Origin of the sequence: Streptomyces sp. M41(2017), from assembly GCF_002078175.1 — a bacterium.
GTDB lineage: Bacteria > Actinomycetota > Actinomycetes > Streptomycetales > Streptomycetaceae > Streptomyces.
Genome location: NZ_MWFK01000003.1, coordinates 56,757 through 72,681 on the forward strand (window position 1 = coordinate 56,757; position 15,925 = coordinate 72,681).

The 15,925-nt window shown below is 70.7% G+C and carries 15 protein-coding genes; all 15 read left to right on the top strand.

The genetic code is table 11. The annotated features are described in order from the left end of the window. Positions 1-5 precede the first annotated feature (5 nt). The 15 genes from B0675_RS36830 (at position 6) to B0675_RS36900 (ending at position 15,826) form a co-directional block, all read left to right on the top strand. A complete protein-coding gene (locus B0675_RS36830) occupies positions 6-812 on the top strand; it encodes an ABC transporter permease (RefSeq protein ID WP_081224135.1) in 807 nt (268 codons plus the stop codon). Positions 813-912: 100 nt separating this feature from the next. Beyond that, positions 913-2,121 carry an MCE family protein gene (locus tag B0675_RS36835; protein WP_241540191.1) on the top strand — a complete coding sequence of 403 codons (1,209 nt, stop codon included), beginning with the start codon at positions 913-915 and terminating at the stop codon, positions 2,119-2,121. After that, positions 2,118-3,173: an MCE family protein gene (locus B0675_RS36840; protein ID WP_081224137.1), complete on the top strand. Its 1,056-nt coding sequence runs from the start codon at positions 2,118-2,120 to the stop codon at positions 3,171-3,173. Before B0675_RS36835 ends, B0675_RS36840 begins: the two co-directional genes overlap by 4 nt. Then, positions 3,170-4,261 carry an MCE family protein gene (locus B0675_RS36845; RefSeq protein WP_081224557.1) on the top strand — a complete coding sequence of 364 codons (1,092 nt, stop codon included), beginning with the start codon at positions 3,170-3,172 and terminating at the stop codon, positions 4,259-4,261. The genes B0675_RS36840 and B0675_RS36845 overlap by 4 nt, the downstream gene beginning before the upstream one ends. Then, a complete protein-coding gene (locus tag B0675_RS36850) occupies positions 4,261-5,280 on the top strand; it encodes an MCE family protein (RefSeq protein ID WP_081224138.1) in 1,020 nt (339 codons plus the stop codon). Before B0675_RS36845 ends, B0675_RS36850 begins: the two co-directional genes overlap by 1 nt. Beyond that, the gene (locus B0675_RS36855) at positions 5,280-6,530 is read left to right on the top strand and encodes an MCE family protein (protein WP_081224558.1); all 1,251 of its coding nucleotides are present in this window, start codon (positions 5,280-5,282) and stop codon (positions 6,528-6,530) included. Before B0675_RS36850 ends, B0675_RS36855 begins: the two co-directional genes overlap by 1 nt. Continuing rightward, the gene (locus tag B0675_RS36860; RefSeq protein WP_081224139.1) at positions 6,527-7,825 is read left to right on the top strand and encodes an MlaD family protein; all 1,299 of its coding nucleotides are present in this window, start codon (positions 6,527-6,529) and stop codon (positions 7,823-7,825) included. The genes B0675_RS36855 and B0675_RS36860 overlap by 4 nt, the downstream gene beginning before the upstream one ends. Then, positions 7,822-8,361, top strand: coding sequence for a hypothetical protein (locus B0675_RS36865; RefSeq protein WP_081224140.1), 540 nt, complete (start codon positions 7,822-7,824; stop codon positions 8,359-8,361). Before B0675_RS36860 ends, B0675_RS36865 begins: the two co-directional genes overlap by 4 nt. Then, positions 8,358-9,143 carry a hypothetical protein gene (locus B0675_RS36870; RefSeq protein ID WP_107482971.1) on the top strand — a complete coding sequence of 262 codons (786 nt, stop codon included), beginning with the start codon at positions 8,358-8,360 and terminating at the stop codon, positions 9,141-9,143. The genes B0675_RS36865 and B0675_RS36870 overlap by 4 nt, the downstream gene beginning before the upstream one ends. Positions 9,144-9,169: 26 nt before the next feature. Beyond that, positions 9,170-9,709 carry a hypothetical protein gene (locus B0675_RS36875; RefSeq protein WP_081224141.1) on the top strand — a complete coding sequence of 180 codons (540 nt, stop codon included), beginning with the start codon at positions 9,170-9,172 and terminating at the stop codon, positions 9,707-9,709. Between the two features lie 47 nt (positions 9,710-9,756). Then, complete coding sequence (locus tag B0675_RS36880; RefSeq protein ID WP_081224142.1) at positions 9,757-10,560, top strand: hypothetical protein; 804 nt, start codon at positions 9,757-9,759, stop codon at positions 10,558-10,560. 43 nt (positions 10,561-10,603) lie between these two features. Beyond that, positions 10,604-11,869 (top strand): lytic murein transglycosylase, encoded by a 1,266-nt coding sequence (locus B0675_RS36885; protein ID WP_081224143.1) that lies wholly within the window; start codon positions 10,604-10,606, stop codon positions 11,867-11,869. A gap of 474 nt (positions 11,870-12,343) precedes the next feature. Further along, entirely contained in the window at positions 12,344-13,177 is an 834-nt protein-coding gene (locus tag B0675_RS36890; protein ID WP_081224144.1) for a PIG-L family deacetylase, read from the top strand. Between the two features lie 218 nt (positions 13,178-13,395). Further along, on the top strand, positions 13,396-14,010 hold the full coding sequence (locus B0675_RS36895; protein WP_081224145.1) for a PadR family transcriptional regulator: 615 nt from the start codon (positions 13,396-13,398) through the stop codon (positions 14,008-14,010). Positions 14,011-14,107: 97 nt separating this feature from the next. Further along, on the top strand, positions 14,108-15,826 hold the full coding sequence (locus B0675_RS36900; protein ID WP_081224146.1) for an acyl-CoA dehydrogenase family protein: 1,719 nt from the start codon (positions 14,108-14,110) through the stop codon (positions 15,824-15,826). Positions 15,827-15,925 lie beyond the last annotated feature (99 nt).

A 15,925-nucleotide genomic window follows, 5' to 3' on the forward strand; every position in this document is an offset into this window, starting at 1 on the left:
CGACCGTGGCCTCCCCGCTCGTCTGGCTCGACCGCTCCGGCGACCAACTCATCTTCTACGCCAAGACCTTGCTGTGGATCCCGCGCACCCTGCGCCGGTATCTCAAGGAGGTGCTCCGGCTGCTCGCGGAGGTCGCCTTCGGCTCCGGCGGACTCGGTGTCATCGGGGGCACCGTCGGTGTGATGGTGGCGATGACCGCGTTCACCGGCACCGTCGTCGGCCTCCAGGGTTACGCCGCCCTGGACCAGATCGGCACCGCCGCGTTCACCGGATTCGTCTCCGCGTACTTCAACACCCGTGAGATCGCACCCCTGGTGGCGGGACTCGCCCTGTCCGCCACGGTCGGCGCCGGCTTCACGGCGCAGCTCGGCGCGATGCGCATCAACGAGGAGGTCGACGCGCTGGAGGGCATGGGCATCCGTTCCAAGCCCTACCTGGTCAGTACCCGTGTCATCGCCGGCGTGATCGCCATCATCCCGCTGTACGCCGTCGGGCTGCTCACCTCCTACCTGGCCTCCCGGTACGTCACCGTGCTCTTCAACGGACAGTCCCGGGGCACGTACGACCACTACTTCAACCTGTTCCTCTCCCCCACGGACGTCCTGCTGTCGGTGCTGAAGGTGCTGCTGTTCAGCGTGATGGTGATCCTCGCGCACTGCTATTACGGCTACCGGGCCGCGGGCGGTCCCGCGGGCGTCGGTGTCGCCGTCGGCCGGTCGGTGCGCCATGCCATCGTGCTGATCAGCGTGACCGACTTCTTCCTGTCGCTGGCGCTGTGGGGCGCCACCACGACCGTGAAGGTGGCGGGCTGACATGAGCGCCGTCCTGCTCCCCGAGGAGCGACGCCAGACCCCGCCGCCGCCCAAAAGGCGCCGCGGAAGTTCCTCCACCGCGGTACGGCGGTCGGCCGGCCTGGCCTTCCCCCTGGTGACCGCCCTGCTGATCTACGGCACGATCGCCGTCTACGACAAGAAGTTCGTGGACTCGGACCCGATCACGGTGGAGACGGGCAGCGTCGGCAACGAGATGCACCGGGGCGCCGAGGTGAAGCTGCGCGGCGTGGTCGTGGGCGAGGTCCGTGAGATCAGCTCCGCCGGGAACGGCGCCCGGCTCAGCATCGCCCTGCGGCCCGGCGTCCTGCACGAGATCCCGGCGGACGTGCGCGCGCAGATGCTGCCGACCACCCTGTTCGGCGAGCGCTACGTCGCGCTCGTACCGCCGGCGGCGCCCTCCGCGACGTCACTGGCCAGGGGTGCCGTCATCCGCCAGGACCACTCGGCCAACGCCGTCGAGCTCCAGCAGGTGCTCGACGATGTCCTGCCGATGCTCACCGCGGTACGGCCCGCCGAACTGTCGCAGACCCTGTCGGCCGTCTCCCAGGCGCTGGACGGGCGCGGCGAGAAGCTCGGCGCGACGCTGAGCAAGCTCGACCGCCACCTGGCCCGCTTCAATCCTCAACTCCCCGCCCTCAACGAGGATCTCAAGGAACTCGTGAAAGTGAGCCACGTGTACGCCGACGCGGCGCCCGACATCCTCACGGCGCTCACCGACTTCACCACGACCAGCGGGACGATCGCCGAGAAGGAGGGCGACCTGTCGCGGACCTTCGGCGCGACGACCCGCACGGCCGAGGACGTGACCAGCTTCCTGCGGCAGAACAAGGACAACATCATCCGGCTCTCCGCGACGTCCCGGCCCACCCTGCGGCTGCTGGCCGAGTACTCATCCGAGTTCCCCTGCACGCTGCGCACGCTCGCCGAGTTCGTCCCCGCGATGGACAAGGCACTGGGCAAGGGCACCGACCGGCCGGGGCTGCACGTGGACGTGACCAGCGAGACCAGCCGCGGCGCGTACACCGCGGGCCACGACACCCCGGTCTACGACTCCGGCGGCGGTCCCAACTGCTACCCGGTGCCGTACCTGGGCACGGGTGCCCGCCCGGCGACCACGGTGTCCGCCGACGCCGAACAGGATCTTGGACCGGCCAACTCCCCGCAGGAGAACGCGCTGGTGAACGAGCTGATCGCGCCGGCCGCTGGTCAGCGGGCCGACGATCTGCCCGACTGGAGCAGCCTGCTGGTCGGTCCTGCGCTGCGGGGGACGGATGTGACGCTCAAGTGACCCCCTCCGACGCGCACATCCGGCGCCGGCCCCTCACCGGGCCGCTGCTGAAGTCGCTGATCTTCATCGTGGTCACCGCGCTGGCCACCACGATCCTCGGGTACAGCGTCGCCGGTACCGGCGTGGGCTCCTCGGGCCGTACCTACCGGGCGCTGTTCAGCGACGTCACCGGACTCGTCGACGGCGACAGCGTCCGCATCTCCGGCGTCAAGGTCGGCGAGGTCACCGGCGTCCGTGTCGTCGACCGCCGCACCGCGCAGGTCACGTTCACGGTGCGCGAGGACCGGACGCTCCCCCGTTCGACGACCGCGGCGGTGAAGTACCTCAACATGGTCGGGCAGCGGTACCTGTCGCTCGACCGCGGCACGGGCGGCCTGTCGGGGACACTCGCGGCGAACTCGACGATCCCGCTGGACCGCACCACGCCCGCACTCGACCTGACGCTGCTCTTCAACGGGTTCAAGCCGCTGTTCGAGGGGCTGTCCCCGAAGGACGTCAACGAACTGGCCGGCTCCATCGTCCAGGTGCTCCAGGGCGAGGGCGGCACCGTCGACAGCCTGATGCGGCACATCGGCTCCCTGAGCACCACCGTCGCCGCCAAGGACAAGGTCATCGGCGCGGTCGTCACCAACCTGAACACCGTCCTGAAGACCCTCAACGACCGCGAGGACTCCTTCGACAACCTCGTCGTGACCCTCAAGGAACTGGTCTCCGGCTTCAACGACGACCGCAAACCGCTGGGCCGGGCCGTCACCGCCGTGGGCTCGCTGACCACGGTCACCGCCGACCTCCTGCAGGACGGGCGGGCGCCGCTCAAGCAGGACATCAAGCAACTGGGCCGGCTCTCCGACAACCTCGGCGACGGCACCCCGCAGATCGAGAACTTCCTCGACCGCACCCCGGCCAAGCTGTCCACGCTGTCCCGGCTGGCGTCGTACGGGTCCTGGTTCAACCTCTACCTGTGCGAGGCGAAGGTGACCGGCGTGGGGACCTCCGACGGCTCGAAGCCGCCCACCGGGATCTCCGTCACGGAATCGAGGTGCGGGGCATGACGGCGTCCGTGCAAGGCCGTCGGCCCGCGCGACGCGCGCCGCGGTTCAAGCCCGTGAAGGAACGCAACCCGGTGGCCGTGGCCCTCGTCGGCCTCTCCGCCCTGACCGTCGTCGGACTCCTCGCCTACAACGTGCAGGCACTGCCGTTCATCGGTTCCGGCACCACGTACAGCGCGGACTTCAGTGAGGCGGCCGGCCTCAAGGACGGTGACGAGGTGCGGATCGCCGGGGTGAAGGTCGGCGAGGTCACCGGCGTCTCGCTCGACGGCGCGAAGGTGAAGGTGACCTTCGCGGTGAAGGACGCCTGGATCGGGGACCGCACGACCGCCGCCATCGCCATCAAGACGCTGCTCGGCGACAAGTACGTGGCCCTCGACCCGCTCGGCGGCGCCCGCCAGAGCCCCGGGGTACGGATCCCGCTGTCCCGCACCACGTCCCCGTACGACGTCACCCAGGCGTTCCAGGATCTCGGCGGGACCATCGACGACATCGACACGAAGCAACTGGCGGCGAGTTTCGAGACGATCTCGGAGACGTTCGCCGACTCCCCCGCGCACGTCCGCACCGCCGCGACCGGTCTCTCCGCACTGTCGAAGACGGTGTCCAAGCGGGACCAGAAGCTGGCTGACCTGCTCAAGGGGAGCAACAAGTTCACGAAGACGCTCAAGGACCAGAAGTCGAGCTTCGAGACGCTCATCGACGACGGCGGCCCGCTGCTGGGCGAACTGACCGACCGGCGCGACGCCATCAAGGCGCTGCTGACCGGCAGCCGCAAGCTCGGCACAGAGCTGAGCGGTCTCGTCGAGGACAACGACAAGCAGCTCGGTCCCACCCTCAAGGCCCTGAGCCGGGTGACGGGGGTGCTGGAGGCCAACAACGACCAGCTCGACAAGACCCTGGCGCTCGTCGGACCGTACTACCGGCTCGTCGGCAACACGCTGGGCAGCGGGCACTGGTTCGACAGCTATCTGTGCGGGGTCGTCCCGCCGGAGTACCTCCCCGAGGCGTCCCGGCCCAAGTCGGGCTGCGTGCCACCCCGGATGACGGGCTCGGGGCAGTCGGCCGCGGGCACGGAAGGCGGCCGGTGATGAGCAGGCGCAGAACACTCCTCGCGGCCGGAGCGGCCCTGGTGGTGCTGGCCGGCGGTATCACCGCCACCGCGCTGGCAGACGACTCGGACGGCATCCGGCTCACCGCCTATTTCGACCGGGCCGTCGGCGTGTACGCCGGGTCCGACCTGCGCATCCTGGGAGTCCGCGTCGGTGAGGTCGAGTCCGTGCATCCGGAGGGCACCAAGGTGCGGGTGCGGCTCGCGCTCGACGAGGGCATCCATCTGCCGGTGGACGCGCGCGCCGTCGTCGTCGCGCCCAGTGTCGTCGCCGACCGGTACATCCAACTGACCCCGGCCTACAGCTCCGGGCCCCGTCTCGGTGACGGCGCGGTGCTCAGCGCGGCCCGCAACCGCACGCCCATGGAGATCGACCAGCTCTACGACCAGATCACGGAGCTGAGCAAGACACTCGGTCCGGACGGTGTGAACTCGGAGGGGGCGCTGAACAAGCTGCTCGCCACCGGCGCCGCCAACCTGGACGGCAACGGCGCCGCGATCGGTGACACCGTCGAACAGTTCGGCAAGGCGGCCAAGACCCTGGACGGCAGCAGCGACGACCTGTTCACCACGCTCAGCCAGCTCCAGTCCTTCACGTCCATGCTCAAGAAGAAGGACAGCGGGGTGCGCACCGCCCAGGAGCGCCTGGACGAGATCGTCGGCTTCTTCGCCGACAACAAGGACGACCTGGCCGGGGCGCTGAAGGAACTCGGGATCGCGCTCAGCCAGGTCAAGACCTTCATCGAGGACAACCGGGGCGAGCTGAAGAAGAACGTGGACAAGCTCGTGCCCATCACGCAGACGCTGGTCCATCAACGGGCGTCCCTGGCCGAGGCCCTGGACGTCGCGCCGCTCGCCGCGGACAACCTGGTGGGCGCCTACGACCCGGACACGCGCCGGCTCAACGGGCGCGCCGACCTCAACGAGATCAGCGTCCTGCCGCTGCCGGTCGCCGGTGACAGCGCGGCATCGACCTCGGAGGGGGGAGCGGGCCGATGATGCGCAGAAAAGAGCGGGAGAGCTCGGCGGAGGTCAGCCGCGGCGCGAGCAGCACGGGTGTCGCCATCGGTTCCAGCCTGCGCGGCTTCATCGCCGTCGGCATCGGCCTCGTCCTGACCGTGGGGGCCGCGGTGGTGGTGCTGCCCGGCTTCGACGGCATCGAGAACGTGCCGCTGCCCGGCGGCGCCGACCTGGGATCGCATCCGTATCGCGTCACCGCGAACCTGGACGACGTACTGAGCCTGGTCCCTCAGGCCGCGGTGAAGGTCAACGACGTCGCCGTAGGCCGCGTGACGCGGATCCAGCTGAACGAGAACTGGTCGGCGCGCGTCACCCTGGAGATCAACGGGTCGGTGCGGCTGCCGGCGGACGCCGGTGCCCGGCTGGAGCAGTCCAGCCTGCTCGGCGAGAAGTACATCCAGCTCGTGGCCCCGTCGAAGTCCGGTAGTACGGGACGGCTCACCGACGGCAGCGTCATCCCCGTCTCCCGGACCAACCGCAATACCGAGGTCGAGGAGGTGTTCGGTGCTCTGTCCCTGCTGCTCAACGGCGGCGGCATCAACCAGCTGAAGACGATCACCACCGAGCTGAACTCCGCCCTCGGTGGCCGTGAGCCGCAGATCCGCTCGACGCTGAAGCGGGTCGACACGCTGGTCACCGACCTCGACGAGCACCGCGGCGACATCACCGACGCGCTCGACGGCGTCAACCGGCTGGCGTCGACCCTGGCCACCCGCAAGAAGGATGTCGGCACCGTCCTGACGGACCTCTCACCCGGCCTCAAGACGCTGGAGGACCAGCGCGGCTCCCTGCTGACGATGCTGCGCTCGCTCGACACGCTGTCCGACACCGCCGTCTCCACCGTCAACGCGAGCAAGGACGACATGATCGCCGATCTCAAGGCCATCGCCCCCAGCCTCAAGGCACTGGCCGACGCGGGGACCGACCTGCCCGACTCGCTCCAGGTCCTGCTGACGTACCCGTTCACCGACGAGGTGCTCAGCGGCGTGAAGGGCGACTACCTGAACGTCTATCTGACGATGGCCGCGCCCCGGGGCACGACGATCATCCCGCCGCTGATTCCCGCGCAGTCGTCGCCCTCGCCCAGCCCGACTCCCACGGCCGACCCGCCCGACGCGTCGTCCGAGCGTTCCGCGCGCAAGGCCTCGTCGTTGCCCCTGCCGTCGGTCGACACCGTGCCGTCGGGCGCCACCGGGCCGACGGCCGCCATCGGAGGTGGGGACCGGTGATCACCCGGGCCGTCTGGCTCAAGAACGTCGCCTTCCTCGCGCTGTCGGTCACCGTGCTGGGATTCCTCGGCGTCCGGTACGCCGACCTCGGCCGCTACGTCGGGGCCGCCGACTACTACACGGTCGACGTCGAACTCCCGGCGACGGGCGGCCTGTTCACGCACTCGGACGTCACCTACCGGGGTGTGTCCGTGGGCAGGGTGGGGCCGCTGAGGCTGACCGACGACGGAGTGGTGGCGCAACTGCGCATCAAGAGGTCCGCGCCCCGGATCCCCTCCGACACCAAGGCCGTGGTGGCGAGTCTCTCGGCGGTCGGGGAGCAGTACATCGATCTGCGGCCGGCCAGTGACGACGGCCCCTATCTCGCGGACGGCTCCCACGTGGACCGCGCGGACACCCAGGTTCCGGCGCCGGTCACCGACGTCCTCACGAGCGTCGACGGCCTCGTCAGGTCCGTTCCGCTGGACGATCTGAAGACGGTGGTGGACGAGTTCGGCAAGGCGTTCGAGGGGCGGGGTGACGATCTGCAGGTGCTGCTGGACAGCAGTTCCTCCTTCGTCGACGCCGCCGACGACGCGCTGCCCGCGACGACGCGGCTGATCACGGACTCGGAGACGGTCCTGCGGACGCAGGCCGAAGAGGGCGACGCGATCCGGGACTTCGGGTCGGGAGCGGTCGAGCTGGCCCGCGCCCTGAAGGGTTCGGACAGCGACCTGCGTCGGCTCGTGGCGACCGCTCCGGATGCCACGGCCCAGGTCAGCGGACTGTTGCGGGACGTCGATCCGAGTCTCGGCGTGGTCCTTGCGAACCTCTTGACGACCTCGGAGGTCGCCGTCACCCGCCAGCGCGGTGTCGAGGAACTCCTGGTGAAGTATCCGGCGGCCGTCTCGGCCGGCGCCACCGCTGTCGACGGGGGGAAGGTCAACCTCGGTCTGGCGCTGACCTTCTTCAAGCCGCTGCCCTGCACCGAGGGCTACGGCGCCACCCGCTACCGCAACGGGCTCGATCTGGGGACCGCCCCGGCGCTGAACACCGGCGCGTCCTGCACCGCGTCCGCGTCGAGTGGCGTCAACGTCCGCGGCTCGGCGAACGCTCCGGACGGAGGCGGCGTCCCGACACCGGCGCGCCCCGGTTCGCTGCCGTCGGGGTCCTCGTCGCGTTCGGGGCCGGCGGACGGCACGTCGCGGAAGACCTCTGAGGCTCTGCCCGGCGCACTGGCGCTGCCCGACGCGGGCGGCACCTCACCGACCGGTATGGCGGGGCTGTTGGGTCTCGACGCGGGGGGCGATCGATGAGGCTCGTGAACCTGCTGACCGGCACGGGGCTCGCCCTGGCCCTCGGCTTCTGCGCCACGGGCGCCTGGACGTACGCCCAGGCCCGGGGCGACGACTCGCTCGCCTACGGGCAGGCCCGGGACGCGGCGCTCGACGACGGGCGGCACGCCCTGGCCGTGCTCAACACGTTGGACGCCTCGTCGCAGAAGCGTGCCGAGGCCGGTGTGCGGGCCTGGCGGACGGTTTCCACGGGGCCGCTGCGCGACGAACTGGGCAGCACCCGCCCGCGGACCGGCCCTTCGGCGCGTGGCGCCGTCACGGACGCCGCCGTCACGGCGCTCGACACCCGGGCGGGCACGGCGAAGCTGATCGCGACGGTACGGGTCGACGTCACGCCCGCCAGATCGAGGGCGGCCACCGCGGAGCGCAAGCGGCTGGAGGCGGTCCTGGCGCGTGACGGGGACGGGCAGTGGCGTGTGCGGGCCCTCAGCGCGGTCCCGCAGGCGGACGGCGGAACGAGCGCGTCTCCTTCCCCGAGCAAGGGAGCCACCTCGTGAACAGGCTGTGGGGCGCGACGCGGACCGCGTCGCGGGAGAAGACCGAGGATGCGGCGGACATCCTCGCGGACGAATCCCCGACCGGGACGGAACACGAAACAGCGGTCTCACCCGCGAGCACGATCGAGGGTGACTCTAAAGCTAAACCTCACCTTGAGACTCAGCCGGAGTCCCTGCCCGAAACAGACGCCGAACGGCCCACGTCCGACACCGCCGACGGCAGGCGCGGCGACCAGGACGACGCGCCCGAGGCGACCGACGGCGCGCCCGGACGGGCGAGTCGGGCGGTCGGGTGGCGGCGTATCGCCCTCGTCGCGCTCGCCGTCGTCCTGCTGGCCACAGGCGTCACCTTCCTGTACGAGGCGCACCGCGCCCGGTCCACGCCGTCCGCCGAGAACCACGCCCTCACCGACACCGAGGCGACCAACCGCGTCGCCGGTGACGTCGACAACGCCTTGGCGCGGATCTTCTCGTACACCCCGAAAGGCACCGCCGCGACCGAGAAATCGGCCCGTTCGGTGCTCACGGGACGGGCCGCCCGGCAGTACGACGAGCTCTTCGACCGGGTCCGGTCGGATCTGGCCGAGCAGAAGGTCAGCCTGACCACGGTCGCGGTGCGCACCGGCGTGGTCGAACTGCACGACGGAACGGCGAAGCTCCTCGTCTTCCTCGATCAGACCTCACGGCGCGACGCGAAGGAGACCTACGCGGCCGCCCAACTGTCCGTCACGGCCCGGTTCGAGAACGACCGCTGGCGCATCGCCGACATCCAGACCCGCTGACCATCAGCGCGAGACGGGAGCACCTGATGAAGAACCCGGCACGGGCCCTGACGGGACTGCGCGCCGTATCGGCGGCGGCCCTCGCCCTCGCTCTGGCGGCCGCGGGAACCGCCGCGTGGGCCGGCACCGACTGGTACCGGGCCGCGCACGAGGACTCCGCCGCCTACGCGGTCCAGCGCGACCAGGCGCTGACGGCGGGCGAACAGGCCGTACAGAATCTGAACACCCTCGACCACACGAAGGTGGACGACGGCCTGGACCTGTGGGAGTCCTCGACCACGGGCGACCTGCACAAGCAGCTCGTCGACGGACGCGCCGCGTTCAGCAAGCAGGTGAAGGCGGCCGGGACGGTCACCACGGCCCGCGTCCTGTCCGGCGCCGTCACCGAGCTCGACGAACGGGCGGGCCGGGCCCGTGTCCTGGTGGCGCTGCGCATCACCGTCCGGGCCTCGAAGGGCAGCACGGACAAGGACAGCCGCATGCTCGGTGAGCTCACCCGTACGGGCGGCCAGTGGAAGCTCAGCGACCTCGGCCAGGCCCCTGTGGGCTCGGCGCTGAGCGACTGAACCCCGTCCGCCCCGTCACCCGGCCGCACCGAGAGGACCCGCGCACCATGTCGAGCACCCGGCACCACATCAACCACCAGCGGCGCCGTCAGGCCCGCGCCGATCGGCCGGGCGCGCCCGCCGGCACGGGCAGCCTCGCCACCGTCACGGCGGGCCCCGTCACCGAGGCGGAGCCGAGCCCGGCGGACGCGGGGGCACGCCGTCTCGTCCGGGTGCCCTTCCGCTCCACCGCGCCGGCGGACACCACGCACGGCGAGGACCGTGCGCCGGAGGCGGGTACCACCCCGGCGAAGCCCACGACGGCGGCCGGGCGGCCGCGTCGCACCCTCTATGCCGTCGGAGCACTGTGCGCCCTGACACTGCTGCTCGGCGGCTTCGCGGGGTGGGCGCATGCCCGGGCCGACATGCTGCGGGACCAGCCCGCGCGGCAGAACACGGCGCTCACGGACGTCTCCGCCACGAGCGAGATCAAGGGCCAGACGGCGCGGGCGGTGGCCGCTCTCTTCTCGTACGACCACGCCCGCCCGGAGGCTTTCGACGAGGCCGCCCGCAAGCTGCTCACCGGCAAGGCGGTCGCACAGCATCGCGACCTCTTCGCGGCGGTGCGCGACCGTGCCGATCAGCAGAAGGCCGTGATCACGACGACGGTCACCGACAGCGGCGTGGAGCGGATCGACGGCGACCGGGCCCGGGTCCTCGTCTACGCCGACCAGAGCAGCGTCAGCACCGCGGCGGCCAAGAAGGACAAGGCCGACGACCAGGGCACGTACGCGGGGGCCATGTTCGCCGTGGACGTCGTCCGCCGTGACGGACGGTGGCTGGTCTCCGGCATCGACACCTTCGGCCGCTGACAGCGCCCACCGGTCCGCCCTCCCTCATCGACAGGAGTTCGACATGTCAGCACCGCGTCTCCGACGTCCGTCCGCCCGGACCCGCCAGGGCCTGCGGACGACCGCGATCGCCGTCGCGGCGCTGGCGGTCCTCACCGCTTCCCGCGCGCCCGAGGCGGTGAGCGGCGGCACCGAGCACCGCACCGCGCCCGCCGCCGACCAGGACGGCCCCGTCTGGTCGAATCCCGCGTCGCCCGAGGCCGGTGGCTCGGGCGACGACTCGTACCACACGGAACTCCCGCCGCTGGTCGGTCCGGACCTGCCGGCGGCGGCCCCGGTGCCCGCCGTGTTCCGTGCCCAGTCGGGTATCCCCGCGACGGTCCTGCGGGCGTACCGGGCGGCCGAGACCTCGGTGTCCCGGACGGACCCCGGTTGCCGTCTGCCGTGGCAACTGCTCGCCGCGATCGGCAAGGTGGAGTCGGGGCACGCCGGGGGCGGTGCCGTCACCGCCGACGGGACCACGCGCGGGCGGATCGCCGGACCGGCTCTCAACGGCGTCGGGTTCGCGCTGATCCGCGACAGCGACGGCGGTTCCCTGGACGGGGACGCGGTCTTCGACCGGGCGGTGGGTCCGATGCAGTTCCTTCCGTCGACCTGGCGGCGCTGGGGTGCCGACGGCAACAAGGACGGCGTCAGCGACCCGAACAACGTGTTCGACGCGGCGCTGGCCGCCGGCCACTACCTGTGCGCCGGAAGCCGCGACCTCGCGCGCCCCGGCGACCTCGACGCCGCGGTGCTGAGCTACAACTACTCCGACGCGTATCTGCGGACGGTGCGGCAGTGGTTCACCTTCTACCGCACGGGCGTGCACACGGTGCCCGACGGCAAGGGCGTCGTGCCGCGCAGCCCGGGCGCGGGCAGCAAGACGCCCGCGACCAAACCGGTCGGCGACGACGACTCCGACGGCGGTGGCGGCATCGTCATCGGCCCGGATCCCTCGGGCTCCGCAAGCCCGACGGCCACGCCGGGACCGTCCCACACACCGTCACCGTCACCGTCCGGGAGCGGAACGACGCCAACCCCGTCGACGACACCGACGACACCGACCGATTCCCCCTCCCCCACACCCGACCCGACGGACACGGGCACCCCCACCGCGCCCGGCGAAACGACACCTCCGGCGGACTGCCCGACGGACACGACGACCCCGACCCCGGATCCCTCGACGGATCCGGAACCCGACCCGGCCTGCCCGAGCCCCACGCCGTCACCCGGCGAGTCGGCATCGCAGAGCGCGACGGCGTCGACGGAGGCCACAGCCACGCACTGACTCCGTTCGGGACCCTCGCCGTTCGCGCACCGCGCTCTCATCGAGCGGCGTCCGCCGGGCCGCACCACGGGTCGTGAGTTCCTCGCACCGACAGGGGCGGGAAGCGCCTTCCGCGCTTCCCGCCCCTGTGCATCGCGGACGAAGGCTCCCCGCGGTACAGGTCCCGCACCGGCGGGACGATCTCGACGACGTCCCGTCCTTCCGCATCGTCTCGGTCTTCTGCGCGAAAGCCGGGGGCAGCCGGGCTGGTCGCGTGCGCGGCGGGAACAGCCGGTCCGGTCAGGGGGTTGGCAGCGCTGAGGGATCGGGTGGTGCGCGGGCGGCAAGGAACGGTGAGCCCGGGAATGCCGTCTGCCACGACGTGGTCCCCGTACCCGTGTCCGCGGTACGTGTGGTCTCCGATCTCGGGGACGATCGTCCACGCGCCTGCCACGGACGCGGGCCGCAGCTCATTTCGCACAGGAGGACAGTTTGATGAACGACGCGCCCTTGACGCTGATGGCGGTGCACGCCCACCCCGACGACGAGGCGACGGGAACGGGCGGTGTTCTCGCACGGTATGCGGCGGAGGGCATGCGCACGGTCCTCGTGACGTGTACCGACGGCGGGTGCGGTGACGGACCCGGGGGTGTGAAGCCGGGCGATCCCGGCCACGATCCCGCGGCCGTCGCAGCGATGCGGCGGGAGGAACTCGCGGCGAGCTGTGAGGTCCTGAAGATCAGCCACCTGGAGATGCTGGACTACGCGGACTCCGGAATGATGGGGTGGCCGACCAATGACGCCCCCGACTCCTTCTGGCGGACGCCCGTGGAGGAGGGCGCCGCCCGGCTCGCGGAACTCATGCGCCAGTACCGGCCCGACGTCGTCGTGACCTACGACGAGAACGGCTTCTACGGCCACCCCGACCACATCCAGGCCCATCGCATCACGATGGCGGCGCTGGCGATGACGTCGCCGACGCCGAAGGTGTACTGGACCACGGCGCCCCGTTCGATGATGCAGCGGTTCGGCGAGGTCATGCGCGAGTTCGACGCGGACTGGCAGGAGCCGAGCCCCGAGGAGGCCGCCGCGATGGCCCGGATCGGGCTTCCCGAGGAGGAGATCACCACCTGGGTGGACACCTCGGCGTTCGGTGCTCAGAAGTTCGACGCGCTGGCCGCGCACGCCAGCCAGGGCGAGAACATCTTCTTCCTCAAGATGGGCCAGAAGAGGTTCACGGAGTTGATGGGCGTGGAGACCTTCGTCCGCGTGCAGGACACCACCGGCGCGGCCCTGCCCGAGGACGACCTCTTCGCTGGCCTGCGCTGATCCTTCGCGCCTCGAACTGCGATCGGGGAAGCACGACACCGGACGACGGCTTCGCGGCGGGCGGCAGGGGGTGGCGGATCGCGTCCGCCACCCGCTGCCGTTCCCGCGGGGCACCCGTCCGACGCCGCGCGGCGCGTCCGTCTCGGCAAGGGTGAGCCGTGTCTCACCGGAGCGACACCCCTTGCCTATGCAACAAGTTGCATAGAAGGCTGTCCGTCATGGCGCTCGAACACGCGATCCTCGTCTCCCTGCTGGAGAAACCCGGCTCCGGCTATGAGCTGGCCCGGCGGTTCGAGCGCTCCATCGGCTACTTCTGGACCGCCACGCATCAGCAGATCTACCGCGTCCTCAAGCGCATGGAGCACGAGGACCTTCTCGCCGTCCGCGAGGTTCCCCAGCAGGGGCGGCCGGACAAGAACGAGTACTCCGTCACCGGCCCAGGACGCACGGCCCTCGCCCACTGGCTGCACGAGCCGATCGAACCGGAGAGCCTCCGCCACGACCTCGCGGTGAAGATCCGGGGCGCCGCCTACGACGACCCGGCGGCGCTCATCGACGAGGTCGAGCGTCACCACCGGGCCCACAACGACCGGCTCGCGCGCTACCTCGCCGGAGAACTGCGCGACTTCACCGGACCCGAGGCGCCCGCACCGCTGGACGCCGGTCAGGAACTGCAGCACGTCGTGCTGCGCGGTGGCATCGCGTACGAGCGGATGACGATCGCCTGGCTCGACGACGTCCTCGCCACCCTGCACGCCCTCAGCCGTTCACCCAGAGTCGCGGACGGTGCCACGGACGGCCTCCCGCACGACGGCCCGCAGCCGTCCGCCTGAACCGCACCCCCGGCTTTCGTCCGTTCTGCCCTCACCCCACGCACCTGTACTCACCTGTACGCATCCTCGACCCCCGTCCTCCGGAAGGCGACCCTCGATGGCCACTCCCCTGCTGTTCAACCCGCGCACCTACGACCCGACGCACTTCGACGCCGAGACGCGCAGGCTGCTGCGCGCCACCGTCGACTGGTTCGAGGACCGCGGCAAGCGCCGTCTGATCGAGGACTACCGCACGCGGGCCTGGCTCGGTGACTTCCTCGCCTTCGCCGCCAAGGAGCGCCTGTTCGCCACGTTCCTCACCCCGGCTTCCGCCGGCGAAGGGGCGGAGCAGCGCTGGGACACCGCCCGGATCGCCGCCCTGAACGAGATCCTCGGGTTCTACGGCCTCGACTACTGGTACGCCTGGCAGGTGACCATCCTCGGTCTCGGTCCGGTCTGGCAGAGCGAGAACGGCGCCGCACGCAGCCGGGCCGCGGACCTGCTGTCCCAGGGCGAGGTCTTCGCTTTCGGTCTGTCCGAGAAGAGCCACGGCGCCGACATCTACTCCACCGACATGCTGCTGGAGCCCGACGGCGACGGCGGCTTCCGGGCCGACGGGTCCAAGTACTACATCGGCAACGGCAACGCGGCCGGTCTCGTCTCCGTGTTCGGCCGCCGCACCGACGTCGAGGGCCCGGACGGATACATCTTCTTCGCCGCCGACAGCCGCCACTCGGCGTACCACCTGGTGAAGAACGTCGTCGACTCCTCCAAGTACGTCAGCGAGTTCCGCCTGGAGGGCTACCCGGTCGCCCCCGAGGACGTCCTGCACACCGGGCGCGCCGCCTTCGACGCGGCCCTCAACACGGTCAACGTCGGCAAGTTCAACCTCTGCACCGCCTCGATCGGCATCTGCGAGCACGCGATGTACGAGGCCGTCACCCATGCCCAGAACCGGATCCTCTACGGCCGCCCGGTCTCCGCTTTCCCGCACGTACGCCGGGAGTTGACCGACGCCTTCGTGCGGCTCGTCGGCATGAAGCTGTTCAGTGACCGTGCCGTCGACTACTTCCGTTCGGCCGGTCCCGAGGACCGCCGTTATCTGCTCTTCAACCCGATGACCAAGATGAAGGTGACCACGGAGGGGGAAAAGGTCATCGACCTGATGTGGGACGTCATCGCGGCGAAGGGGTTCGAGAAGGACAACTACTTCTCCCAGGCCGCCGTCGAGATCCGTGGCCTGCCCAAGCTCGAGGGCACGGTCCACGTGAACCTCGCGCTGATCCTCAAGTTCATGCGCAACCACCTGCTGGACCCGGTCGAGCACGCGGTCGTGCCGACCCGACTCGACGCGGCCGACGACGACTTCCTCTTCCGCCAGGGGCCGGCTCGCGGTCTGGGGTCCGTACGTTTCCACGACTGGCGCCCCGCCTACGACGCGTACGCCGAGGTTCCGAATGTCGCCCGCTTCCGCGAACAGGCCGACGCCCTGTGCGAGTTCGTCACCAGCGTCGCCCCCGACGAGAAGCAGAGCCGCGACCTCGACTTCCTCCTGTCCGTGGGGCAGCTGTTCGCGTTGGTGGTACACGGGCAGCTGATTCTGGAGCAGGCACGCCTGACGGACCTGGACGCGTCCGTCCTCGACGAGCTGTTCTCCGTGCTGGTCCGGGACTTCTCCGGCCACTGCGTCGAACTGCACGGCAAGGACTCCGCGACCGAGCGGCAGCAGGCCTGGGCACTGGCCGCCGTCCGACGTCCCGTCGTGGACGAAGCGCGTTCGGCGCGGGTCTGGCAGCGCGTCGAGGATCTGTCCGGCGCTTACGAGATGGCCGAGTAGCACGGCAGCCACGAGACCGTGGGCAACAGCAGCTCGTACGGGGGCTGTTGCCCACGGCTCGTTCACCGACGGGAGCGGCATCGCGCCCACGGGCCATGC

Coding starts and splice junctions, on each gene's coding strand:
- B0675_RS36845 (WP_081224557.1), top strand. CDS start 3,170: ATGACGGCGTCCGTGCAAGGCCGTCGGCCCGCGCGACGCGCGCCGCGG.
- B0675_RS36850 (WP_081224138.1), top strand. CDS start 4,261: ATGAGCAGGCGCAGAACACTCCTCGCGGCCGGAGCGGCCCTGGTGGTG.
- B0675_RS36855 (WP_081224558.1), top strand. CDS start 5,280: ATGCGCAGAAAAGAGCGGGAGAGCTCGGCGGAGGTCAGCCGCGGCGCG.
- B0675_RS36865 (WP_081224140.1), top strand. CDS start 7,822: ATGAGGCTCGTGAACCTGCTGACCGGCACGGGGCTCGCCCTGGCCCTC.
- B0675_RS36875 (WP_081224141.1), top strand. CDS start 9,170: ATGAAGAACCCGGCACGGGCCCTGACGGGACTGCGCGCCGTATCGGCG.
- B0675_RS36880 (WP_081224142.1), top strand. CDS start 9,757: ATGTCGAGCACCCGGCACCACATCAACCACCAGCGGCGCCGTCAGGCC.
- B0675_RS36885 (WP_081224143.1), top strand. CDS start 10,604: ATGTCAGCACCGCGTCTCCGACGTCCGTCCGCCCGGACCCGCCAGGGC.
- B0675_RS36890 (WP_081224144.1), top strand. CDS start 12,344: ATGAACGACGCGCCCTTGACGCTGATGGCGGTGCACGCCCACCCCGAC.
- B0675_RS36895 (WP_081224145.1), top strand. CDS start 13,396: ATGGCGCTCGAACACGCGATCCTCGTCTCCCTGCTGGAGAAACCCGGC.
- B0675_RS36900 (WP_081224146.1), top strand. CDS start 14,108: ATGGCCACTCCCCTGCTGTTCAACCCGCGCACCTACGACCCGACGCAC.